The organism is Escherichia sp. E2748 (genome assembly GCF_005781125.1).
Taxonomy (GTDB): Bacteria; Pseudomonadota; Gammaproteobacteria; order Enterobacterales; family Enterobacteriaceae; genus Escherichia.
Genome location: NZ_VATP01000017.1, coordinates 77,782 through 100,137 on the forward strand (window position 1 = coordinate 77,782; position 22,356 = coordinate 100,137).

Below are 22,356 nucleotides of genomic sequence, written 5' to 3' on the forward strand. Positions count from 1 at the left end.
TCCTTTTACAGTTCCAGTTCATGTTGCAGCAGGCTGGCGATAGCGTCGGCAGAGGCGGCGTTAACCAGCGCGTTACGGAATTCTTCGTGCATGATGCGACGAGCGAGACGCGAGAAAATGCGCATATGCTGATCGCCCGCGGCGTGTTTGTTCAGGGTTAACATAATGATGAATTGCGCTTCATCATCGCCCCAGCGCACCGGCGCTTGCAGACGCGCTACACTGATGGTGGATTGCTCAATGTGTTCTGATTTGCTGTGTGGAATGGCGAAACTAAAGCCCAGACCGGTAGAGAAGACCGCCTCGCGCGCCCACAAGTCGGCTTCCAGTTTACGCGGATAGCGGCAGCGGCCCGCCAGCAGCAGGTTATCGGTCATGCCTTTGAGCACTTCTTCTTTGCTGCGCCAGTCGCTTTCCAGCGTGATGCATTCGGCGGTGACCAGCGGTGCGTCCTGTTGCGTCATACGGAATTGCGCCAGCAGGTGTTCCACTTCCAGCGAAGTCCGGCAGGCCATTGCCTGGTTGAGCAACTGGCGGCATTCGCGGCTATCAAGCTGTGCCATTCGCGCTTTCGCTGCCGGAATCGACGGCGCGCTCATGCTCAGTTCATCCAGACCTAAACCAATCAGCAACGGCAGCACGGAACCTTTCGCCCCCAGTTCTCCGCACAGACCAATCCATTTCCCCTGGCGATGCACCGCCTGCACGGCGTAATCGAGCGCCCGCAAGAATGCCGGATTCAGGCTGTTGTAGTGACGAGTAACCTTAGCGTTATCGCGATCCACCGCCAGCAGATACTGCGTCAGGTCGTTACTGCCGATACTAAAGAAATCAATCTCTTCGCAGCATTGATCGATGATGAACATCACTGACGGCACTTCCAGCATAATGCCGAGCTGGATCTTCTCATCAAACGGAATGTGTTCGTTACGTAGCTGCTGTTTGGCTTCTGCCAGTTTTTCTTTCACCCATAAGATCTCTTCCATTGAGGAGATCATCGGGATCATGATTTTCAGGCTGCCGTGAGCAGAGGCGCGCAGGATCGAGCGTAGTTGTGTGGTGAACAGCGAGGCGTATTCTTCATAAATACGCACCGCGCGATAACCGAGGAACGGGTTAGCTTCTGCCGGAATGTTCAGATAATCAACGGGTTTGTCACCGCCAATATCCATAGTGCGCACAATAATGCTGCGCCCGTTGGCGGACTCCAGCGCCTGACAAAAAATGTTGTACAGCTCGCTTTCGCCCGGTGCACTGGTGCGATCCATATAGAGCATTTCAGTGCGGAACAAACCAACGCCTTCCGCGCCATTGCCAAATGCGGCCTGCGCTTCCACGGAGTGGGCGATGTTCGCCGCGACTTCGATACGGATACCGTCAGCGGTACGCGCTTGCTGGGTCAGCCAGACACGCTGTTGCTCACGCAGAGCGTCCTGTACGCGGGCTTCTTGCTGATAATAACGGGCCACGGATTCCCCTGGCTCAACCACAATTGCCCCGGCGTTGCCGTCGATATAAATCGTTTGTTGCTGCCACGGGGTAAGGGCATCGATATCCACACCAACCAGCGTCGGAATGTTGAACGAACGAGCAAGAATTACCGTGTGTGAGGTGGTGCCGCCGCTTTTGAGCAACAATCCTTTGAGGTGATTTTTATCCAGTTCGAGGAACTGGCTGGGGGTCAGTTCATCCGCCATACAAATAGCGGGATGTGTCAGTTTACCTGGCGCCGGAAAGCGTTGTTCACCGTAGATTTGCTGGAGTAACTGGAAGCACACGTCGCGCACATCCAGCGCACGCTCTTGCAGGTAGCTACTGCTGGAACGGGCGAACTCTTCGCAAAAGTGATTCGCGCTGGCAACAATCGCTTCGGCGCAACTTAATCCGGCGCTAACGCCTGCCAGTAAATGTTCGCGCAGGGACGTGTCGCCAGCCAGCGAGCGGTGCGCTTCCAGAATCGCGCTGGTAGCACCGTCGCTATCCAGCAGACGAAACTCAATGTTTTTCATCACCAGCGTCAGGCCGTTTTCCAGCGCGGATTGCTCAGCGTCCACACCTTTGGCGGCGGGAAGATTACCCAGTGCGTTGAGATCTAACGATGAAATTGGCGTCAGCGTGCCGCCTGCGCTACCGCTACATACGGTGCGGGCGCGAATAATGCGCGGATTCAAATTAGTGAGTGAAACCGGCAGCGGCTCCAGCTCGTCAGATTTAACTTCTGCCAGCGGCGCATCGCAGTGGGGGAATTCATCACGTAACCACTGGCTCAAGCGCTGGTGTGCTGCTTGTTCGTCAGCCCCGGAAATCAGTAACTGGCAGTTATCGCCCACCAGTGTATCGGTGCCAATCAGCGCCAGGGCGCTTTTGGCGTTGCCTTTACGGTCAGTACGCAGGTTATGCCACTCAATTTGAGATGAAAAAGTATTACACAGCGTTTCAACGTGGCTTGCCGGACGCGCATGTACGCCGTTAGGCAGCTCACAAATAAATTCCACAATCAGGGCCATTGCCTCTCTCCCGGTACGGTTTTCTGTTTACAGGATAAGAGCGCATGGCAACGACCTGCCATGTGACAAATCTGCCAAAAGCTGGACAAATGTAATGTAACCGCCAATTTGCGACGCGTCTCACAAGACGCGCCATTCCGGCATGATTCCGAGTTAACGCAAGTTATGAGGCGGATCGCATTTTTGTACTGACATTACAAAAGTCCAGTAAATGGCCTTTTTATCCACTGTTTGACCTGCTTGCGATTGCCTATTGTTTCTCCCATCAAAAAATATGGACATAGGCTTGGGTAAGCCTGGGAGCGACTTATGAATGAGTTGGTACAGATCCTGAAAAACACTCGTCAGCACTTAATGACGGGCGTTTCACACATGATTCCCTTTGTGGTATCGGGCGGTATTTTGCTGGCGGTTTCCGTCATGTTGTATGGCAAAGGCGCAGTGCCGGATGCCGTAGCCGATCCGAATCTGAAAAAACTGTTTGATATCGGCGTTGCAGGTTTGACGCTGATGGTGCCTTTCCTCGCCGCTTACATCGGTTATTCCATTGCAGAACGTTCTGCGCTGGCCCCGTGTGCTATCGGTGCCTGGGTTGGTAACAGCTTTGGTGCGGGCTTCTTTGGTGCGCTGATCGCCGGGATCATCGGCGGCATTGTGGTGCATTACCTGAAGAAAATCCCGGTGCATAAAGTTCTGCGCTCGGTGATGCCTATCTTCATTATTCCGATCGTCGGTACCTTAATTACCGCTGGCGTCATGATGTGGGGGCTGGGCGAGCCGGTAGGCGCGTTGACTAACAGCCTGACTCAGTGGCTTCAGGGTATGCAGCAAGGCAGCGTGGTGATGCTGGCGGTGATTATGGGGCTGATGCTGGCGTTCGATATGGGCGGCCCGGTTAACAAAGTGGCCTATGCGTTCATGCTGATTTGCGTTGCTCAGGGTGTTTATACCGTGGTGGCAATTGCTGCCGTGGGGATCTGTGTTCCGCCGCTGGGCATGGGGCTGGCAACGCTGATTGGTCGTAAAAATTTCTCCGCGGAAGAGCGCGAAACCGGTAAAGCGGCGCTGGTAATGGGCTGTGTTGGCGTCACCGAAGGGGCGATTCCTTTCGCTGCCGCCGATCCGTTGCGTGTCATTCCTTCCATTATGGTAGGGACTGTCTGTGGCACGGTGACCGCAGCAATGGTAGGTGCGCAGTGCTATGCAGGCTGGGGTGGTCTGATTGTGCTGCCGGTGGTTGAAGGCAAGTTGGGTTACATCGCGGCAGTGGCTGTTGGGGCTGTAGCAACGGCTATCTGCGTTAACGTGCTGAAAAGTCTGGCGCGTAAAAATGGGTCTTCGACTGATGAGAAGGAAGACGACCTGGATCTGGATTTTGAAATTAATTAATTGAGGAACGAGCCATGACGAAAATTATTGCAGTAACCGCATGTCCTTCAGGTGTTGCCCATACCTATATGGCGGCAGAGGCGCTGGAAAGTGCCGCGAAAGCGAAAGGCTGGGAAGTGAAAGTAGAAACCCAGGGGTCGATTGGTCTGGAAAACGAACTGACTGCGGAAGACGTGGCGAGCGCCGATATGGTGATTCTGACCAAAGATATCGGCATCAAGTTTGAAGAGCGTTTTGCTGGCAAGACCATCGTGCGCGTCAACATCAGCGATGCGGTAAAACGTGCTGACGCCATCATGAACAAAATCGAAGCCCATCTGGCACAGACTGCTTGAGTTTTTAGCCCGCCTGAAACGGCGGGCTTGTTTTTCCCTACAGGAGTTCCTCATGACGAATCGTATCTCTCGCCTTAAAACTGCATTGTTTTCCAATACCCGTGAAATCTCGCTGGAGCGTGCGCTGCTTTACACTGCCAGTCATCGGCAAACTGAAGGCGAGCCGGTGATATTGCGTCGGGCGAGAGCAACAGCGTATATCCTTGAACATGTTGAAATTTCGATTCGTGATGAAGAACTGATTGCCGGTAACCGCACCGTAAAACCGCGCGCCGGGATTATGTCGCCGGAAATGGACCCTTACTGGTTGCTGAAAGAGTTGGATCAGTTCCCGACGCGCCCGCAAGACCGCTTCGCCATTAGCGAAGAAGATAAACGTATCTACCGCGAAGAGTTGTTCCCGTACTGGGAAAAACGTTCGATGAAAGATTTCATCAACGGGCAGATGACGGATGAAGTAAAAGCCGCGACCAGCACGCAGATTTTTAGCATCAACCAGACGGATAAAGGCCAGGGACACATTATTATTGATTACCCGCGCCTGCTGAATCACGGGCTGGGTGAGCTGGTGGCGCAGATGCAGCAACATTGCCAGCAACAGCCGGAGAATCACTTTTATCAGGCTGCGCTGTTACTGCTCGAAGCCTCGCAGAAACACATTTTGCGTTACGCCGAACTGGCGGAAACGATGGCGGCAAACTGCACAGATGCCCAGCGTCGCGAAGAATTGCTGACTATTGCGGAGATCTCCCGCCATAACGCCGAACATAAGCCGCAGACGTTCTGGCAGGCGTGCCAGTTATTCTGGTACATGAACATCATCCTGCAATATGAATCCAACGCTAGTTCGCTGTCGCTGGGGCGCTTCGACCAGTATATGTTGCCGTTCTATCAGGCATCATTAACTCAGGGGGAAGATCCGGCGTTCCTGAAAGAACTGCTCGAATCTTTATGGGTGAAATGTAACGACATCGTACTGTTACGTTCTACCAGCAGCGCGCGTTATTTCGCAGGTTTCCCGACAGGTTATACCGCACTACTCGGCGGTTTAACCGAGAATGGCCGCAGTGCGGTGAACGTACTTTCGTTCCTTTGTCTTGATGCCTATCAGAGCGTGCAGTTGCCGCAACCGAACCTGGGCGTGCGCACTAACGCCTTGATCGACACGCCGTTCCTGATGAAAACCGCAGAAACCATTCGCCTCGGCACGGGTATTCCACAAATCTTCAACGATGAAGTGGTGGTGCCTGCGTTCCTCAACCGTGGCGTTTCGCTGGAAGATGCGCGCGATTATTCAGTGGTGGGCTGCGTGGAATTATCTATTCCTGGCAGAACCTACGGTCTGCACGACATCGCGATGTTTAACCTGCTGAAAGTGATGGAAATTTGCCTGCATGAGAATGAAGGCAATGCCGCGCTGAGCTATGACGGTTTGCTGGAACAGATCCGCGCCAAGATCAGCCACTACATCACCCTGATGGTTGAGGGCAGCAATATTTGCGATATCGGTCACCGTGACTGGGCACCTGTACCGCTGCTCTCGTCGTTTATCAGTGATTGTCTGGAGAAAGGCCGCGATATTACCGACGGCGGCGCGCGTTATAACTTCTCCGGCGTACAGGGGATCGGTATCGCCAACCTGAGTGATTCTCTCCATGCGTTGAAAGGGATGGTTTTTGATCAACAGCGTTTAAGTTTTGACGAATTGTTGTCGGTATTAAAAGCGAACTTCGCAACGCCAGAAGGCGAAAAAGTCCGCGCTCGCTTAATTAATCGCTTCGAGAAATACGGTAACGATATCGACGAGGTGGATAACATCAGCGCCGAGCTGTTGCGCCATTACTGCAAAGAAGTGGAAAAATACCAGAACCCGCGTGGTGGTTACTTCACGCCGGGATCGTATACCGTTTCTGCTCATGTCCCGTTGGGATCGGTGGTTGGTGCGACGCCAGACGGTCGTTTTGCCGGAGAACAACTGGCAGACGGCGGCTTGTCACCCATGCTGGGCCAGGATGGGCAAGGACCAACGGCGGTACTGAAGTCCGTCAGTAAACTCGATAACACGCTGCTTTCTAACGGGACGTTGCTGAACGTGAAATTCACTCCAGCTACCCTGGAAGGTGACGCGGGATTACGCAAACTGGCCGACTTCTTACGGGCATTTACCCAGCTTAAGTTGCAGCATGTTCAGTTTAACGTGGTGAATGCCGACACGTTACGTGAAGCCCAATTACGCCCGCAGGACTATGCGGGGCTGGTGGTACGCGTTGCCGGATACAGCGCCTTCTTTGTCGAACTGTCGAAGGAGATCCAGGATGACATCATCCGCCGGACAGCGCATCAGCTGTAACGTTGTGGAAACGCGCCTCGATGATGTGGCGCGCATTTTCAACATTCAGCGTTATTCGCTGAATGACGGCGAGGGCATTCGCACGGTGGTCTTTTTTAAAGGCTGTCCGCATCTTTGCCCGTGGTGTGCTAATCCGGAGTCGATCTCCGGCAAAATCCAGACGGTGCGCAGAGAGGCGAAATGTCTGCACTGTGCGAAATGTTTGCGCGATGCGGATGAATGCCCCTCCGGGGCGTTTGAACGGATTGGTCGCGATATCAGCCTTGACGCTCTGGAACGGGAAGTGATGAAAGATGACATTTTCTTTCGCACGTCCGGTGGCGGCGTCACGCTTTCTGGTGGCGAAGTGTTGATGCAGGCGGAATTTGCTACCCGTTTTTTGCAACGACTGCGGCTGTGGGGCGTGTCATGCGCCATCGAAACTGCCGGAGACGCGCCAGCCAGCAAGTTGTTACCGCTGGCGAAATTGTGCGATGAAGTGTTGTTCGATTTAAAAATTATGGACGCGACTCAGGCGCGGGATGTGGTGAAGATGAACCTGCCACGCGTACTGGAGAACCTGCGTTTGCTGGTGAGTGAGGGTGTCAACGTGATCCCGCGTTTGCCGCTGATCCCCGGCTTCACACTCAGCCGGGAGAATATGCAGCAGGCGCTGGACGTGCTGATCCCGCTGAATATCAGGCAGATCCACCTGTTGCCGTTTCATCAGTACGGCGAGCCGAAATACCGCCTGCTGGGGAAAACATGGTCGATGAAAGAGGTTTCTGCGCCGTCGTCAGTCGATGTGGCAACAATGCGCGAAATGGCAGAACGGGCCGGATTTCAGGTTACCGTGGGAGGTTAAAATGGCATACCTGGTGGCAGTAACCGCCTGCGTGAGCGGCGTGGCGCATACTTATATGGCGGCGGAACGGCTGGAAAAGTTGTGTCAGATAGAGAAGTGGGGCGTCAGCATTGAAACCCAGGGCGCGCTGGGAACGGAGAATCGTTTAGCGGACGAGGATATCCGCCGGGCGGATGTCGCGCTGTTGATTACGGATATTGAGCTTTCCGGTGCCGAGCGATTTGAACATTGTCGCTACGTGCAATGCAGTATCTACGCGTTCCTGCGTGAGCCGCAGCGGGTGATGAGCGCGGTGCGCAAAGTGCTTTCTGCGCCGCAGCAAACCCATCTTATTCTGGAGTAGTTGGTTTTTCTGTCAGTTGGCTGTGGTACTGCCGACGATATTCCGACGGCGAGCGTTCGGTATTTTTACGAAACAGACGGCAGAAGTAGTTGCTGTCGACAAAGCCGCAGGCGTGCGCCACTTCTTTTACCTTCAGGTCATACCCTTTCAATAACGTTTTAGCGTGCTCCAGTCGCGTGTGATTCAGGTATTCGTTAAAACCAATGGCCCCCGTTTTTTGAAACAGATGCGAGAGGTAATTTGGCGAAATATAGAATGCCTGTGCGACAGATTCGCGGGTAAGCGCGGAGGCATAGCGTTCGTCGATATAATCACGAATAGCTTCGAATAGAGCCTGGCTGCGTGAGGCGGTCTGGATTTGGCTGCCAAGCAAATCGCGGCAGTGGCTAAGCAGGCTGGCGACGATAAGCCTTGCCGTTTGCTGCTCCTGTGGCTGCATTTGCATTTCATTGAGCGTTTGTAGCAGAAAAGAACCAATGCGCGGGCCGCGTCGGGCGACGTGCTGCTTCGCCAGATTTTGATACTGTTTGCCATCCCATTGCACGACGCTGAAGCCGAGTTGCTGTTTGCCAAACAGCACACTAAAGGTGGTCGCGGGTGTTTTCCATTGTGGGAAATTCCAGCCGCCAGCGGGAACGTACAGCACATCGCCGGGAACTAACGTTGCTCCAGCGCCGGTATCAACAAACTCACCTTCCAGCACAATTTCCAGCCGTGGAAAATCGACCTGATACGCAAGATCGGGCGCCGGACCGTTGCTGCTGGCAAAGTAAATCTGGCGCAGCGACAGCGGGCCGTTTATCAGGCGGGAGAGCAGATAGCTGACGTCGTGATACATGTTATTCCCTTAGGTATGTAGACGGGAAAACAGTAACTGGCATTATAAAAAAAGGCCACCTGAAAAGTGTGGCCTGATGGGAGTTCGATGTAAACATTGTGGCAGTTTCAGTCGCCTTGTATTGCCGGATGCGGCGTGAACGCCTTATCTGGGCTACCGCCGCGATCTGTAGGCCGGATAAGACGCGTCAAGCGTCGCATCCGGCAAATAGCATCTGGCTGATAATTACTGATTACCCACCTGATCGCCATACGGCAGAGTGTCGTAATCGATCAGCGCATTTTTCTTATACGGGTTACCAATCCAGCGGGTAGTTTCTTTGAACTGCGGATTCACCACCGAACGGGTTGGATCGTAACCGTCGTAAGATAAACCTGCCAAATCCGACCAGGTGTGGATCAGTTCCGCCAGGCTGTATTTACGATCAACATCCTGCGAGAAATCACGCGGATGAGTCGCCTGCCATTTTTCCGACGTCCACAGCAGGAACGGAATGGTGTACATATGGCGCGTCGGGTTATCTTCGTTACGCCCCTGAGTTTTGTGTGGCGGCGTGTCGTAAACCTCTTCACCGTGGTCAGAGAAGTAAACCAGGAAACCGTTCGGGTCTGCTGCTTTAAAGTCTTTAATCAGGCTGGCAACCACATGATCGTTATACAGGTTAGCGTTGTCATAGTCGTTATATGACTCCAGCTCTTCTGCGCTTAATCCCGGCGGAACATGATCGGTATTGCCATCAAACTTGCCCTGATTTTCCGGGTAACGGTATTTGTATTTGATATGCGTACCCAGCAGATGAACGATGATCAGTTTCTTCGGCGCAGGGTCCTTCAGCACTTCCTGGAACGGCTTCAGCACGTTGGTGTCGTATTCACGCGCACTCTGCGTACGTTGCTGGTTCATGTAGTACTGCTTGTCGGTCTGGCGCGAAAATACCGTCAGCATGGTGTTGCGGGCAGTCATCGTCTGCTGGTTGGTTATCCAGAAGGTTTTATAACCTGCCTGTTTCATCATGTTCATCAGTGACGGCTGTGTCAGATACAGGTCCGGGTTCTTTTCGTTGGCAAAGGTCAGCGCCTGTTGCAGGATTTCAATGGTGTACGGACGAGACGTAACTACGTTATTGAACACGGTCAGGTTCGGATCGGTTTTATGCAGCGCATCCAGTTCCGGCGTGGTTTCACGCGGATAGCCGTACAGGCTCATGCGTCCACGCTGGGTCGATTCGCCAATCACCAGCACTAAGGTGCGCGGTTCGTTACCCGATTCGTCTTTGAAATTAGCCAGTGGCGGTAATGCGTTATTTTCATTCAGCAGCTTCGTCAGTGAGTTAAGTTGTTGACGATACTGATAATAACCGGTCAGAAATTGCCACGGCGCGGCAGGTTCCATGCGAGATGCCAGATTATCCAACGTTTTCTCAAACGGCTTGTGTTTGATAAACGTGTTCATGGCGATAGGGTGCAGAATCAAGCCATAAAGCAGGGCAAAAGAGACGATATAACGCCACGGCTTTGGAATATAGACCGGGCGCAGGCGCGTCCACAGCAAAACTGCCACCGCCGTATAGGCCAGCGCGATAAGCACAATCTTCAGGCTGAAATACTGGCTTAAATACTCGCTGGCTTCGTTGGTGTTGGTTTCAAACATCACAAACAGAACGCTCTGCGAGAACTCCTGACCGTAGATGACGTAGTAGCACAACGCTGCCAGAGACGCCGCCCACAGCATTACGCCGATTACTGCTGCGATAATCTTAATCCGCTTCGGAAAGAGGAATACCGGGATCAACCACAGCGAACTGAACAGCAGCGAGTCGCGAATGCCGTTGGTGCCGCTGTAGCCGCTGATGTAAATAATGGCCTGTAACAGGGTAGAGAAAAACCAAAAGTAGAGCAGTGCCCAACCCAGGGCTTTCCAGCTAAAAATGGGTTTAGTCTGGACTTCAGTGGAATGCATAGTAAGAACCCGTTTTGGATAATAGCGCCGAATGTAAGGACAAAACCTTAAGGATATCTGAAGGGATATCCAGAATCTGGGTGAAATGCAGACAGAAATATATTGAAAACGAAGGTGTTAGAACAGAAGTATTTCAGAAAACCCTCGCGCTATTGCACGAGGGTTGATAGAGGAGGGGGGTTAGCCAGTATTACGCATACCTGCCGCAATTCCGGCAATAGTGACCATCAACGCTTGTTCGACGCGGGGATCCGGCTCCTGTCCTTCTTTTTCTGCCAGGCGCGAACGATGCAGCAACTCTGCCTGCAGTACGTTCAGCGGGTCAGTGTATATATTTCGTAGCTGAATAGACTCGGCAATCCACGGTAGATCGGCCATCAGATGGGAGTCGTTGGCAATCGCCAGCACCACTTTGATGTCTTCTTCTTGCAGATTGCGTAACTCTTTACCTAACGGCCACAGTGCTTTGTCGACCAGGCGTTGGTCATAGTATTCCGCCAGCCACAGGTCTGCTTTGGCGAAGACCATCTCCAGCATGCCGAGACGCGTTGAGAAGAACGGCCAGTCGCGGCACATGGCTTCCAGTTCGCTTTGTTTACCATCTTCCACCACTTTTTGCAGCGCCGTACCCGCGCCCAGCCAGGCTGGGAGCATCAGGCGGTTTTGTGTCCAGGCAAAAATCCACGGAATGGCGCGCAGAGACTCGACGCCGCCGGTTGGACGACGTTTCGCCGGGCGTGAACCTAACGGCAGTTTGCCCAGTTCCTGTTCTGGCGTAGCGGAGCGGAAGTAAGGGACAAAGTCTTTGTTTTCACGCACGTAGCCACGGTAGAGATCGCAGGAGATGACTGACAGTTCATCCATAATGCGACGCCAGCTCTCTTTCGGCTCAGGCGGTGGCAGCAGGTTGGCTTCCAGAATCGCCCCGGTGTACAGCGACAAGCTGCTAACGGTGATTTCTGGCAGACCGTATTTAAAGCGGATCATCTCGCCCTGCTCGGTTACACGCAGGCCGCCTTTCAGGCTTCCCGGCGGTTGCGACAGCAGCGCCGCATGGGCTGGTGCGCCGCCGCGACCAATGGAACCGCCGCGACCATGGAATAGCGTCAGTTCAATACCCGCTTTTTCGCAGGTTTTGATTAATGCGTCCTGTGCCTGATATTGCGCCCAGGAGGCCGCCATCACGCCCGCATCTTTTGCTGAGTCGGAATAGCCAATCATCACCATCTGTTTGCCCTGAATCAGACCGCGATACCAGTCGATATTCAGCAGTTGGGTCATGACATCGTTGGCGTTGTTCAGGTCATCGAGAGTTTCAAACAGCGGTGCGACCGGCATCGCAAATCCAATACCCGCTTCTTTCAGCAGCAGGTGGACGGCCAGTACGTCGGACGGCGTTTTCGCCATCGAGATCACGTAGGCGGCAATAGAGCCTTGCGGCGCTTCGGCAATCACTTGACAGGTATCAAGCACTTCGCGTGTTTCGGCGCTTGGTTGCCAGTTGCGCGGCAGAAGCGGACGTTTGGAGTTCAGTTCGCGGATCAGGAATGCCTGCTTGTCGGCCTCTGACCAGCTTTCGTAATCGCCAATGCCGAGATAGCGGGTCAGCTCGCCCAATGCTTCGGTATGACGAGTGCTCTCCTGGCGAATATCAATACGCACCAGCGGTACGCCGAAACATTTCACGCGGCGCAGGGTGTCGAGCAGATCGCCGTTGGCGATAATACCCATGCCACACGCCTGAAGTGACTGGTAGCAAGCGTAGAGCGGTTCCCACAGTTCTTCATTCTGCGTCAGCAGACCTTCCGGCTTCGGCAGCTCTTCGCCTTTCAGACGCGCCTCCAGCCAGGCCTGTGTCGTCATCAGGCGAGAACGCAGGTTTTTCATCAGATAGCGATACGGTTCTGCGGCACCTTCTTCGCCAACCAGCGCCAGCAGTTCTGGGGTAGCCTCAACCATCGACAGTTCAGAAACCAGAACCTGAATATCTTTCAGGAACAGGTCGGTGGCTTTCCAGCGACTGAGCAGCAGGACACGGCGGGTGATATCGGCGGTTACATTAGGGTTGCCGTCGCGGTCGCCGCCCATCCACGAGGTAAAGCGTACCGGAACAAATTCGACCGGCAGCTTATAGCCGAGGTTCTCTTCCAGTTGTTCGTTCAGTTCGCGCAGGTAATTTGGTACGCCTTGCCACAGGCTGTTTTCTACTACGGCAAAGCCCCATTTCGCTTCATCAACCGGAGTTGGGCGCAGCTTACGGATTTCATCGGTATGCCATGATTGGGCGATCAGCTGGCGCAGGCGGCGCATCAGTTGGTGGTGTTCGTAGTCGGCGATATCTTTGTTATCGAGCTGTTTTAAGCAGGCGTTCACTTCCACCATTTTGTGGATCAGTGTCCGACGGGTAATTTCGGTTGGATGAGCCGTGAGGACCAGTTCCAGCGACAGCGATTCCACCGCTTTTTTGATGGTTTCTTCGCTCAGTTCCGGCTGGTTTTTCAGTTTACGCAGGGTGCGGGCGATCACTTCCGGATTGCTGGCAGCCTCGCCTTTCGGCGAAATGCTGTGGTATTGCTCGGCAGTGTTGGCCAGATTCAGGAACTGACTAAACGCACGCGCAACGGGCAGCAGCTCGTCGTTCGACAAATTTTGTAAAGTGGTGAGTAACTCCTGGCGGTTAGCATCATTGCCAGCGCGTGAAGATTTGGACAACTTACGGATAGTTTCTACGCGTTCAAGAATGTGTTCTCCCAACGCATCCTTGATGGTTTCTCCCAGCACTTTGCCGAGCATACTGACATTACTACGCAATGCGGAATATTGTTCGTTCATATGACCCCAGACACCCATCTTATCGTTTGATAGCCCTGTATCCTTCACGTCGCATTGGCGCGAATATGCTCGGGCTTTGCTTTTCGTCGTCTTTTATAAAGCCACGTAAAAGCGGTGACGTCAAATGCTGCGAAATCGCTTCAGCAAACGAATAAATAGCAGGAATTTACGCCATTAAATTCACAACGTTTTAAATAAGCGTAACTTATGGGAATGTTAAAAAATCGCCATACATAACACCAAAGGTGTAGGTCGGATAAGATGCGCAAGCATCGCATCCGACATTATTGTGGCACCGGAGTGTGGCAACGGTGCCGGATGCGCGCGAGCGCCTTATCCGGTCTACGTTTTAATGCCAGCAAAAATGGTGAATCACCTGGGTAATCAATTCGCGGGTGGGCTTGATAAAACGCGTCTCCAGATATTCATCAGGCTGATGGGCTTGATTGATTGAGCCCGGGCCTAGCACCAGCGTCGGGCATAGCGTCTGAATAAACGGTGCTTCAGTACAGTAGTTCACCACTTCGGTCTTTTCGCCAAGCAATTTCTCAACCACTTCAACCAGTTGATGATTTGGCGGGCATTCATAGCCTGGGATCGGTGGGTGCAACTCTTCGACCGTCAGACGACCCGGCCAGCGTTCGCTCACTGGAGCCAGCGCGTCGTTGAGTAGGCCATTAAGTTCGTTGAGCGTCATGCCCGGCAGCGGGCGAATATCCATATGCAACTCACAGCAGGCGCAAATTCGGTTAGAGGCGTCGCCGCCATGAATATGCCCGAGGTTGAGCGTGGGATACGGCACGGTAAACGCTTCATAGTGATAACGTTCTTTAAGATTATCGCGCAATTGCAAAATATGGCCGATGGCGTCGTGCATCAGTTCAATAGCGTTAACCCCGCGCGACGGATCGCTGGAGTGGCCCGACTGACCCAGAATGCGAATGGCATTTGAGATGTGGCCTTTATGTGCGCGTACCGGTTGCAGCGACGTTGGTTCGCCAATGATGGCGCAATCCGGTCGCAGGGAGGTGGTTTCGGCAAAATAACGCGCTCCCGCCATACTGGTTTCTTCATCGGCAGTCGCCAGAATGTAGAGCGGTTTTTTCAGTTTAGTGACGTCGACATCGCGTAGCGCATCGAGGATAAACGCAAAGAAGCCTTTCATGTCGGCGGTGCCTAAGCCGTAAAGCTTGCCGTCATGCTCCGTCAGTGTAAACGGATCGCGCGTCCAGCGACCGTCATCAAATGGCACCGTATCGGTATGCCCCGCCAGCAACAAGCCGCCAGCCCCCTGTCCGGTACTTGCCAGCATATTAAATTTGTTGCGAGTTCCTGGCACAGGCTGCACTTCCACATTGAAGCCTAAATCTTTAAACCAGTCCGCCAGCAGAGTGATTAAATCTGCATTACTTTGATCGAGTGCCTCTTCCGTGGCGCTTATTGAAGGTGTGGCAATCAGAGCGCGGTAAATCTCGATAAATGGCGGTAATTTGTTTTTCATTGTTGACACACCTCTGGTCATGATAGTATCAATATTCATGCAGTATTTATGAATAAAAATACACTAACGTTGAGCGTAATAAAACCAACCAGCCGTAAGGTGAATGTTTTACGTTTAACCTGGCAACCAGACATAAGAAGGTGAATAGCCCCGATGTTGAATACGCTGATTGTGGGTGCCAGCGGCTACGCTGGCGCAGAGCTAGTGACCTATGTAAATCGCCATCCGCATATGAACATAACCGCTTTGACTGTCTCAGCGCAAAGCAATGATGCGGGAAAGTTAATCTCCGATTTGCATCCGCAGCTCAAAGGCATCGTTGATCTGCCGTTGCAGCCGATGTCGGATATCAGCGAGTTTAGCCCAGGGGTGGATGTGGTGTTTCTCGCCACCGCCCATGAAGTTAGCCACGATTTAGCGCCGCAATTTCTTGAAGCGGGCTGTGTGGTGTTCGACCTTTCCGGCGCATTTCGCGTTAACGACGCCGCCTTCTATGAAAAATATTACGGCTTTACCCATCAATACCCGGCATTGCTTGAGCAGGCGGTCTATGGCCTGGCGGAGTGGTGTGGCAATAAATTAAAAGAAGCGAACTTGATTGCGGTGCCGGGCTGTTATCCGACGGCGGCACAGCTGGCGCTGAAACCGTTGATTGATGCCGATCTTCTCGACCTCAGTCAGTGGCCGGTGATTAACGCCACCAGCGGCGTGAGCGGAGCAGGGCGTAAGGCAGCGATTTCAAATAGCTTTTGTGAAGTGAGCCTGCAACCGTATGGCATCTTTACCCATCGCCACCAGCCGGAGATCGCTACGCATCTCGGTGCTGACGTCATCTTCACCCCGCATCTGGGCAATTTCCCGCGCGGTATTCTCGAAACCATTACCTGCCGCCTGAAACCGGGCGTGAGTCAGGCGCAAGTGGCGCAGACATTACAGCAGGCGTATGCGCATAAACCGTTGGTGCGTCTGTATGACAAAGGCGTTCCGGCACTAAAAAATGTCGTCGGGCTGCCGTTTTGCGATATCGGGTTTGCCGTTCAGGGCGAGCATCTGATTATTGTGGCGACCGAAGATAACTTACTGAAAGGCGCGGCGGCACAGGCAATCCAGTGTGCCAATATTCGTTTCGGCTATGCCCAAACGCAGTCTCTTATTTAAGGGTGCAATGATGAATCCATTAATTATCAAGCTGGGCGGCGTACTGCTGGATAGCGAAGAGGCGCTGGAACGGCTGTTCAGCGCACTGGTGAAATATCGTGAGTCACATCAGCGTCCGCTGGTGATTGTCCACGGCGGCGGCTGCGTGGTGGATGAGCTGATGAAAGGGCTGAATCTGCCGGTGAAAAAGAAAAACGGCCTGCGGGTGACGCCTGCGGATCAGATAGACATTATCACCGGAGCGCTGGCGGGAACGGCAAATAAAACCCTGCTGGCGTGGGCGAAGAAACATCAGATTGCAGCCGTAGGCTTGTTTCTTGGTGATGGCGACAGCTTAAAAGTGACCCAGCTTGATGAAGAGTTAGGCCATGTTGGACTGGCGCAGCCAGGTTCGCCTAAGCTTATCAATACGTTGCTGGAAAACGGTTATCTGCCGGTGGTCAGCTCCATTGGCGTAACGGACGAAGGACAACTGATGAACGTCAATGCCGACCAGGCGGCGACGGCGCTGGCGGCAACGCTGGGCGCAGATCTGATTTTGCTCTCCGACGTCAGCGGCATTCTCGACGGTAAAGGGCAACGTATTGCCGAAATGACCGCCGCGAAAGCGGAACAACTGATTGAGCAGGGCATTATTACCGACGGCATGATTGTAAAAGTGAACGCGGCGCTGGATGCTGCGCGCACGCTGGGCCGTCCGGTAGATATCGCTTCCTGGCGTCATGCGGAACAGCTTCCGGCACTGTTTAACGGTATGCCGATGGGTACGCGGATTTTAGCTTAAGTTTTGTTGGCCGGAGACGTCGCTTTCCGGCATTGAATTTCAACATAAGGAAACAGAGTTATGGCACTTTGGGGCGGGCGTTTTACCCAGGCAGCAGATCAGCGGTTCAAACAATTCAACGACTCACTGCGTTTTGATTACCGTCTGGCGGAGCAGGATATTGTTGGCTCTGTGGCCTGGTCCAAAGCCCTGGTAACGGTAGGCGTGTTAACCGCAGAAGAACAGGTGCAACTGGAAGAGGCGCTGAACGTGCTGCTGGAAGATGTTCGCGCCAGGCCACAACAAATCCTCGAAAGCGACGCCGAAGATATCCATAGCTGGGTGGAAGGCAAACTGATCGACAAAGTGGGTCAGTTAGGCAAAAAACTACATACCGGGCGTAGCCGTAATGATCAGGTAGCGACTGACCTGAAACTGTGGTGCAAAGATACCGTTAGCGAGTTGCTGACGGCTAACCGTCAGCTGCAATCGGCGTTGGTGGAAACCGCACAAAACAATCAGGACGCGGTGATGCCAGGTTACACTCACCTGCAACGCGCCCAGCCGGTGACGTTCGCTCACTGGTGCCTGGCGTATGTTGAGATGCTGGCGCGTGATGAAAGCCGTTTGCAGGACGCGCTTAAGCGTCTGGATGTCAGCCCGTTAGGCTGTGGCGCACTGGCGGGAACGGCCTATGAAATCGATCGTGAACAGTTAGCCGGCTGGCTGGGTTTTGCTTCGGCGACACGTAACAGTCTCGACAGCGTTTCTGGCCGTGATCATGTGCTGGAACTACTTTCTGCTGCCGCTATCGGCATGGTGCATCTGTCGCGTTTTGCTGAAGATCTGATTTTCTTTAACACCGGCGAAGCGGGGTTTGTCGAGCTTTCTGACCGCGTGACTTCTGGTTCATCATTAATGCCGCAGAAGAAAAATCCGGATGCGCTGGAGCTGATTCGCGGTAAATGTGGGCGGGTGCAGGGCGCGTTAACTGGCATGATGATGACGCTGAAAGGTCTGCCGCTGGCTTACAACAAAGATATGCAGGAAGACAAAGAAGGTCTGTTCGACGCGCTCGATACCTGGCTGGACTGCCTGCATATGGCGGCGCTGGTGCTGGACGGCATTCAGGTGAAACGTCCGCGTTGCCAGGAAGCGGCGCAGCAAGGTTACGCGAACGCCACTGAACTGGCGGATTACCTGGTGGCGAAAGGCGTACCGTTCCGCGAGGCGCACCATATCGTGGGTGAAGCAGTGGTGGAAGCCATTCGTCAGGGCAAACCGCTGGAAGAGCTGCCGCTCAGTGAGTTGCAGAAATTCAGCCAGGTGATTGGCGAAGATGTCTATCCGATTCTGTCGCTGCAATCGTGTCTCGACAAGCGTGCGGCAAAAGGCGGCGTCTCACCACAGCAGGTGGCGCAGGCGATTGCTTTTGCAAGAGCGCGGTTGGGGTAAGAACATTTATATGTACAAATTTGAGCCTGGCTTATCGCCGGGCTTTTTTATGGCAAAAAAAAGCGGATCCTGGAGATCCGCAAAAGTTCACGTTGGCTTTAGTTATTCGAGTTGAGAAACTCTCGAAACGGGCAGTGACTTCAAGGGTTAAAAGAGGTGCCGCTCCGTTTCTGTGAGCAATTATCAGTCACAATGCTTGATAGGGATAATCGTTCGTTGCTATGCTACCTATCGCCATGAACTATCGTGGCAATGGAGGATGGATAATGAATATTCGTGATCTTGAGTACCTGGTGGCACTGGCCGAGCACCGCCATTTTCGGCGTGCGGCAGATTCCTGCCACGTTAGCCAGCCGACGCTTAGCGGGCAAATTCGTAAGCTGGAAGATGAGCTGGGCGTGATGTTGCTGGAGCGGACCAGCCGTAAAGTGTTATTCACCCAAGCGGGAATGCTACTGGTGGATCAGGCGCGTACCGTGCTGCGCGAGGTGAAAGTCCTTAAAGAGATGGCAAGCCAGCAGGGGGAGACGATGTCCGGGCCGCTGCATATTGGTTTGATTCCCACGGTTGGGCCTTACCTGTTGCCGCATATTATCCCGATGCTGCACCAGACCTTTCCGAAGCTGGAAATGTATCTGCATGAAGCGCAGACCCATCAGTTACTGGCGCAACTGGACAGTGGCAAACTCGACTGCGTGATCCTCGCGCTGGTGAAAGAGAGCGAAGCATTCATTGAAGTACCGTTGTTTGATGAACCCATGTTGTTGGCAGTCTATGAAGATCACCCGTGGTCTAATCGCGAATGCGTGCCGATGGCCGATCTGGCAGGGGAAAAACTGCTGATGCTGGAAGATGGTCACTGTCTGCGCGATCAGGCAATGGGCTTCTGCTTTGAAGCTGGAGCGGATGAAGATACACACTTCCGCGCGACCAGTCTGGAGACGCTGCGCAACATGGTGGCCGCAGGTAGCGGGATCACTTTATTGCCTGCGCTGGCTGTACCGCCAGAACGCAAACGCGATGGCGTCGTTTATCTGCCGTGCATTAAGCCGGAACCACGCCGTACCATTGGTCTGGTTTATCGTCCAGGCTCACCGCTGCGCAGCCGCTATGAGCAGCTGGCAGAGGCCATCCGCGCAAAAATGGATGGCCATTTCGATAAAGCGTTAAAACAGGCGGTTTAAGCCGTTTAATGCCGCTACCCGATAGGCTTCCGCCATGGTCGGGTAGTTAAAGGTGGTGTTGACGAAGTACTCAATAGTGTTGCCGCCACCTTTCTGTTCCATAATCGCCTGACCGATATGAATAATTTCGGCAGCGCGCTCACCAAAGCAATGGATCCCCAGAATCTCTTTCGTTTCCCGATGGAACAAAATTTTCAGCGTACCCACGTTCATGCCAACGATTTGTGCACGTGCCAGATGTTTAAACTGGGCGCGGCCTACTTCATACGGTACTTTCATCGCGGTCAGCTGCTGTTCGGTTTTGCCCACAGAGCTGATTTCTGGGATGGTGTAAATACCGGTAGGGATATCTTCAATCAAGTGCGCGGTGGCTTCACCTTTTACCAGCGCCTGCGCGGCAATGCGCCCTTGGTCATAGGCCGCTGAAGCCAGGCTTGGATAACCAATCACGTCGCCCACCGCGTAAACGTGCGGCTGCGCGGTCTGATACATGCTGTTGACCTTCAGCTGTCCGCGACTGTCAGTTTCCAGCCCAATGTTCTGTAACGCCAGCGAATCGGTATTACCCGTGCGACCGTTGGCATAGAGCAGACAGTCGGCTTTCAGTTTTTTGCCCGACTTCAGATGCATGATCACACCGTCGTCACAGCCTTCGATCTTCTCGTACTCTTCGTTGTGACGAATCACTACGCCACTGTTCCAGAAGTGATAGGAGAGCGAATCTGACATCTCTTGATCGAGAAACGCCAACAGGCGATCGCGGGTATTGATCAGATCTACTTTTACATCCATACCGCGGAAGATCGACGCATATTCACAGCCGATCACTCCAGCACCGTAAATAAGTACATGGCGCGGTTCGTGGTGCATGCTAAGAATTGAGTCGCTGTCGTAAATGCGTGGATGGGTGAAATCGACGTCTGCTGGATGATAAGGGCGTGAGCCGCAGGCTATGACAAATTTTTCTGCGGTTAACGTTTCGACCGTGCCGTCCGGGCAGTCCAGCGCCAACGTATGCTCGTCAACAAAGCGAGCGTTCCCCTGCAATATTTCACAGTGATTACGTTCGTAAAATCCCTGACGCATGCGCGTTTGTTGATTAATCACGTTATCGGCATGGTTAAGGATATCGGCAAAAGAAGAGCGGAGCAGTCGGGAATGGTCGCTGTAAAGTGGGTTTTGATTGAATTCTATAATGCGGCTGACGGCGTGACGGAGGGCTTTCGACGGGATGGTTCCCCAGTGGGTGCAACCGCCGCCAACATTTTGATAACGCTCGATAACTGCGACGCGCGCACCTTGCTTAACAAGACCCATTGCAGCGCCTTCGCCGCCGGGGCCGGAACCTATTACTATGGCATCGTAATCGTAGGAATGTGGCATGGTAGGGCTTACCTGTTCTTATACATAAAAGCAACAGAATGGTAACATTTTATCGCAGGTAAGCCAATTGATCCCCGTCATTTATCTGGCTATATCGTGACCGGCCTTTGCTTTGTCTTCCCCCTTCTTATTTTATTAATTCACTATTAATCGCTTTTTCTTATGGCTGATAGTTTTATCTTGCCGAAGTGTGCTTTTTTGTTATTGTCTATGTTAAATATTCTTATAAAACAAATATATAAATATTTTATATTGATTCCTTTTTTATATTTATACCATCAATAAAATCCGTTAATTAACCTGTTTATAAGTGAATAAAGGAATAGTCGATGATCGAACACTACATTCGTGGGTTTGAGGAAGAGTTGCGCGAGATTCGCCACCAAATCCACGAAAATCCGGAGTTGGGGCTACAAGAATTTAAAACCAGTGCTCTGGTTGCGGAAAAGCTGCGCCAGTGGGGTTATGAGGTAGAGCAAGGACTGGCGACGACGGGGATAGTGGCCACGTTAAAAGTGGGCGACGGAGAGAAAAGTATTGGCCTGCGGGCGGATATGGATGCGCTGCCAATTTATGAAAATAGCGGCAAGCCCTGGGCCAGTAAACATCCCGGTTTAATGCACGCATGCGGGCATGACGGCCATACCACGATATTACTAGGTGCAGCGCGTTATCTTGCCGAAACTCGTCGTTTTAACGGCACGTTACGTCTTATCTTCCAGCCCGCAGAAGAGATGATTAACGGCGGCGAGATTATGGTTAAAGAAGGTCTTTTTGACCACTTCCCCTGCGATGTCATTTTCGGGATGCACAACATGCCGGGCTTGCCGGTTGGCAAGTTTTTCTTCCAGCCAGGGGCGCTAATGGCGTCAATGGATCAGTTCCATATTACGGTTCGTGGTTGTGGCGGACACGGTGCGATCCCGCACAAAGCCATCGATCCGGTGCTGGTCGCGGCACATATCACCACCGCATTACAAAGCATTGTGTCGCGCAATGTCGATCCGCTGGAAGCGGCGGTAATTACCGTTGGCAGCATTGTTGCAGGAGAGGCGGCTAACGTCATTCCTGACAGTGCTGAGATGAAAATCAGCGTCCGCTCTCTTAGCCGCGATACCCGACAACTTCTTCTGACCCGTATTCCGGCTCTGGCGCAAGCCCAGGCTGCCAGCTTTGGCGCTACGGCTGAGGTTACGCATGTTAACGGTACACCGGTATTAGTGAATGACGAGGAGATAGCGCGCTTCGCCTGGCAGGTGGCGTGTAAAACGTTTGGTGAAGATCGGGCCGAGTTTGGCATCAAGCCCCTGATGGGCAGTGAGGATTTCTCTTTCATGCTGGAAGCCCAGCCGAAAGGCGCTTTTTTGCTGTTCGGTAATGGCGATGTCGGGGAAGGTTCCTGCATGGTGCATAACCCGGGCTACGACTTCAACGATGCAAGTCTGGTCCCGGCGTGCAGCTACTGGGGCGCACTGGTAGAAGCCTGGCTGCAATAAATAAAACAACACACAACAA

General features: G+C 53.1%; 16 protein-coding genes. 10 read left to right on the top strand and 6 right to left on the bottom strand.

What is annotated here, in order from left to right:
• Window positions 1-5: 5 nt before the first annotated feature.
• Window positions 6-2,507, bottom strand: a complete 2,502-nt coding sequence (gene ptsP, locus FEK42_RS14670; protein ID WP_135493221.1) for a phosphoenolpyruvate--protein phosphotransferase — start codon at window positions 2,505-2,507, stop codon at window positions 6-8.
• 309 nt (window positions 2,508-2,816) lie between these two features.
• Between ptsP and FEK42_RS14675 the strand changes: the two genes are divergently transcribed.
• From FEK42_RS14675 to FEK42_RS14695, 5 genes are read left to right on the top strand one after another with little or no spacing between them, the layout of a single operon-like run.
• Window positions 2,817-3,896: a PTS fructose transporter subunit EIIC gene (locus FEK42_RS14675; RefSeq protein WP_130215303.1), complete on the top strand. Its 1,080-nt coding sequence runs from the start codon at window positions 2,817-2,819 to the stop codon at window positions 3,894-3,896.
• Window positions 3,897-3,910: 14 nt separating this feature from the next.
• On the top strand, window positions 3,911-4,231 hold the full coding sequence (locus tag FEK42_RS14680) for a PTS fructose-like transporter subunit IIB (protein ID WP_130206566.1): 321 nt from the start codon (window positions 3,911-3,913) through the stop codon (window positions 4,229-4,231).
• Window positions 4,232-4,283: 52 nt separating this feature from the next.
• The gene (locus FEK42_RS14685; RefSeq protein WP_135490488.1) at window positions 4,284-6,581 is read left to right on the top strand and encodes a formate C-acetyltransferase; all 2,298 of its coding nucleotides are present in this window, start codon (window positions 4,284-4,286) and stop codon (window positions 6,579-6,581) included.
• Window positions 6,547-7,425 (top strand): [formate-C-acetyltransferase]-activating enzyme, encoded by an 879-nt coding sequence (locus FEK42_RS14690; RefSeq protein WP_135493222.1) that lies wholly within the window; start codon window positions 6,547-6,549, stop codon window positions 7,423-7,425. The genes FEK42_RS14685 and FEK42_RS14690 overlap by 35 nt, the downstream gene beginning before the upstream one ends.
• 1 nt (window position 7,426) lies before the next feature.
• A complete protein-coding gene (locus tag FEK42_RS14695; protein ID WP_130206560.1) occupies window positions 7,427-7,768 on the top strand; it encodes a PTS fructose-like transporter subunit IIB in 342 nt (113 codons plus the stop codon).
• Here FEK42_RS14695 and FEK42_RS14700 read toward each other — a convergent pair.
• The 4 genes from FEK42_RS14700 to argE form a co-directional block, all read right to left on the bottom strand.
• A complete protein-coding gene (locus FEK42_RS14700; protein WP_130206558.1) occupies window positions 7,755-8,606 on the bottom strand; it encodes an AraC family transcriptional regulator in 852 nt (283 codons plus the stop codon). The genes FEK42_RS14695 and FEK42_RS14700 overlap by 14 nt on opposite strands.
• Before the next feature lie 225 nt (window positions 8,607-8,831).
• Entirely contained in the window at window positions 8,832-10,565 is a 1,734-nt protein-coding gene (locus tag FEK42_RS14705) for a phosphoethanolamine transferase CptA (protein WP_130222330.1), read from the bottom strand.
• 180 nt (window positions 10,566-10,745) lie between these two features.
• Window positions 10,746-13,397: a phosphoenolpyruvate carboxylase gene (gene ppc, locus FEK42_RS14710; protein WP_138211875.1), complete on the bottom strand. Its 2,652-nt coding sequence runs from the start codon at window positions 13,395-13,397 to the stop codon at window positions 10,746-10,748.
• Between the two features lie 349 nt (window positions 13,398-13,746).
• Window positions 13,747-14,898, bottom strand: a complete 1,152-nt coding sequence (argE, locus tag FEK42_RS14715) for an acetylornithine deacetylase (RefSeq protein ID WP_138211876.1) — start codon at window positions 14,896-14,898, stop codon at window positions 13,747-13,749.
• A gap of 153 nt (window positions 14,899-15,051) precedes the next feature.
• Between argE and argC the strand changes: the two genes are divergently transcribed.
• The 4 genes from argC (at window position 15,052) to oxyR (ending at window position 19,458) form a co-directional block, all read left to right on the top strand.
• A complete protein-coding gene (gene argC, locus FEK42_RS14720; RefSeq protein ID WP_130206550.1) occupies window positions 15,052-16,056 on the top strand; it encodes an N-acetyl-gamma-glutamyl-phosphate reductase in 1,005 nt (334 codons plus the stop codon).
• A gap of 7 nt (window positions 16,057-16,063) precedes the next feature.
• Window positions 16,064-16,840, top strand: a complete 777-nt coding sequence (gene argB, locus FEK42_RS14725) for an acetylglutamate kinase (protein WP_135493223.1) — start codon at window positions 16,064-16,066, stop codon at window positions 16,838-16,840.
• 60 nt (window positions 16,841-16,900) lie between these two features.
• The gene (gene argH, locus FEK42_RS14730; protein WP_135493224.1) at window positions 16,901-18,274 is read left to right on the top strand and encodes an argininosuccinate lyase; all 1,374 of its coding nucleotides are present in this window, start codon (window positions 16,901-16,903) and stop codon (window positions 18,272-18,274) included.
• Window positions 18,275-18,540: 266 nt separating this feature from the next.
• Window positions 18,541-19,458, top strand: coding sequence for a DNA-binding transcriptional regulator OxyR (gene oxyR / locus FEK42_RS14735; protein ID WP_130206544.1), 918 nt, complete (start codon window positions 18,541-18,543; stop codon window positions 19,456-19,458).
• On the opposite strand, the gene sthA is transcribed toward oxyR, so the two are convergent.
• The gene (sthA, locus tag FEK42_RS14740; protein ID WP_001120822.1) at window positions 19,441-20,841 is read right to left on the bottom strand and encodes a Si-specific NAD(P)(+) transhydrogenase; all 1,401 of its coding nucleotides are present in this window, start codon (window positions 20,839-20,841) and stop codon (window positions 19,441-19,443) included. The two genes, oxyR and sthA, sit on opposite strands and share 18 nt — an antisense overlap.
• A 329-nt stretch (window positions 20,842-21,170) precedes the next feature.
• Here sthA and FEK42_RS14745 point away from each other — a divergent pair, with 329 nt between their 5' ends.
• Entirely contained in the window at window positions 21,171-22,337 is a 1,167-nt protein-coding gene (locus FEK42_RS14745) for a M20 aminoacylase family protein (protein ID WP_135493225.1), read from the top strand.
• Window positions 22,338-22,356 lie beyond the last annotated feature (19 nt).

Excerpts from the sequence above, each read along its gene's own strand:
- argC (WP_130206550.1), top strand. The coding sequence starts at position 15,052 with ATGTTGAATACGCTGATTGTGGGTGCCAGCGGCTACGCTGGCGCAGAG.
- FEK42_RS14680 (WP_130206566.1), top strand. The coding sequence starts at position 3,911 with ATGACGAAAATTATTGCAGTAACCGCATGTCCTTCAGGTGTTGCCCAT.
- ppc (WP_138211875.1), bottom strand. The coding sequence starts at position 13,397 with ATGAACGAACAATATTCCGCATTGCGTAGTAATGTCAGTATGCTCGGC.
- ptsP (WP_135493221.1), bottom strand. The coding sequence starts at position 2,507 with ATGGCCCTGATTGTGGAATTTATTTGTGAGCTGCCTAACGGCGTACAT.
- FEK42_RS14690 (WP_135493222.1), top strand. The coding sequence starts at position 6,547 with ATGACATCATCCGCCGGACAGCGCATCAGCTGTAACGTTGTGGAAACG.
- argB (WP_135493223.1), top strand. The coding sequence starts at position 16,064 with ATGATGAATCCATTAATTATCAAGCTGGGCGGCGTACTGCTGGATAGC.
- argH (WP_135493224.1), top strand. The coding sequence starts at position 16,901 with ATGGCACTTTGGGGCGGGCGTTTTACCCAGGCAGCAGATCAGCGGTTC.
- FEK42_RS14685 (WP_135490488.1), top strand. The coding sequence starts at position 4,284 with ATGACGAATCGTATCTCTCGCCTTAAAACTGCATTGTTTTCCAATACC.
- FEK42_RS14745 (WP_135493225.1), top strand. The coding sequence starts at position 21,171 with ATGATCGAACACTACATTCGTGGGTTTGAGGAAGAGTTGCGCGAGATT.
- FEK42_RS14675 (WP_130215303.1), top strand. The coding sequence starts at position 2,817 with ATGAATGAGTTGGTACAGATCCTGAAAAACACTCGTCAGCACTTAATG.
- sthA (WP_001120822.1), bottom strand. The coding sequence starts at position 20,841 with ATGCCACATTCCTACGATTACGATGCCATAGTAATAGGTTCCGGCCCC.
- FEK42_RS14695 (WP_130206560.1), top strand. The coding sequence starts at position 7,427 with ATGGCATACCTGGTGGCAGTAACCGCCTGCGTGAGCGGCGTGGCGCAT.
- argE (WP_138211876.1), bottom strand. The coding sequence starts at position 14,898 with ATGAAAAACAAATTACCGCCATTTATCGAGATTTACCGCGCTCTGATT.
- FEK42_RS14705 (WP_130222330.1), bottom strand. The coding sequence starts at position 10,565 with ATGCATTCCACTGAAGTCCAGACTAAACCCATTTTTAGCTGGAAAGCC.
- FEK42_RS14700 (WP_130206558.1), bottom strand. The coding sequence starts at position 8,606 with ATGTATCACGACGTCAGCTATCTGCTCTCCCGCCTGATAAACGGCCCG.
- oxyR (WP_130206544.1), top strand. The coding sequence starts at position 18,541 with ATGAATATTCGTGATCTTGAGTACCTGGTGGCACTGGCCGAGCACCGC.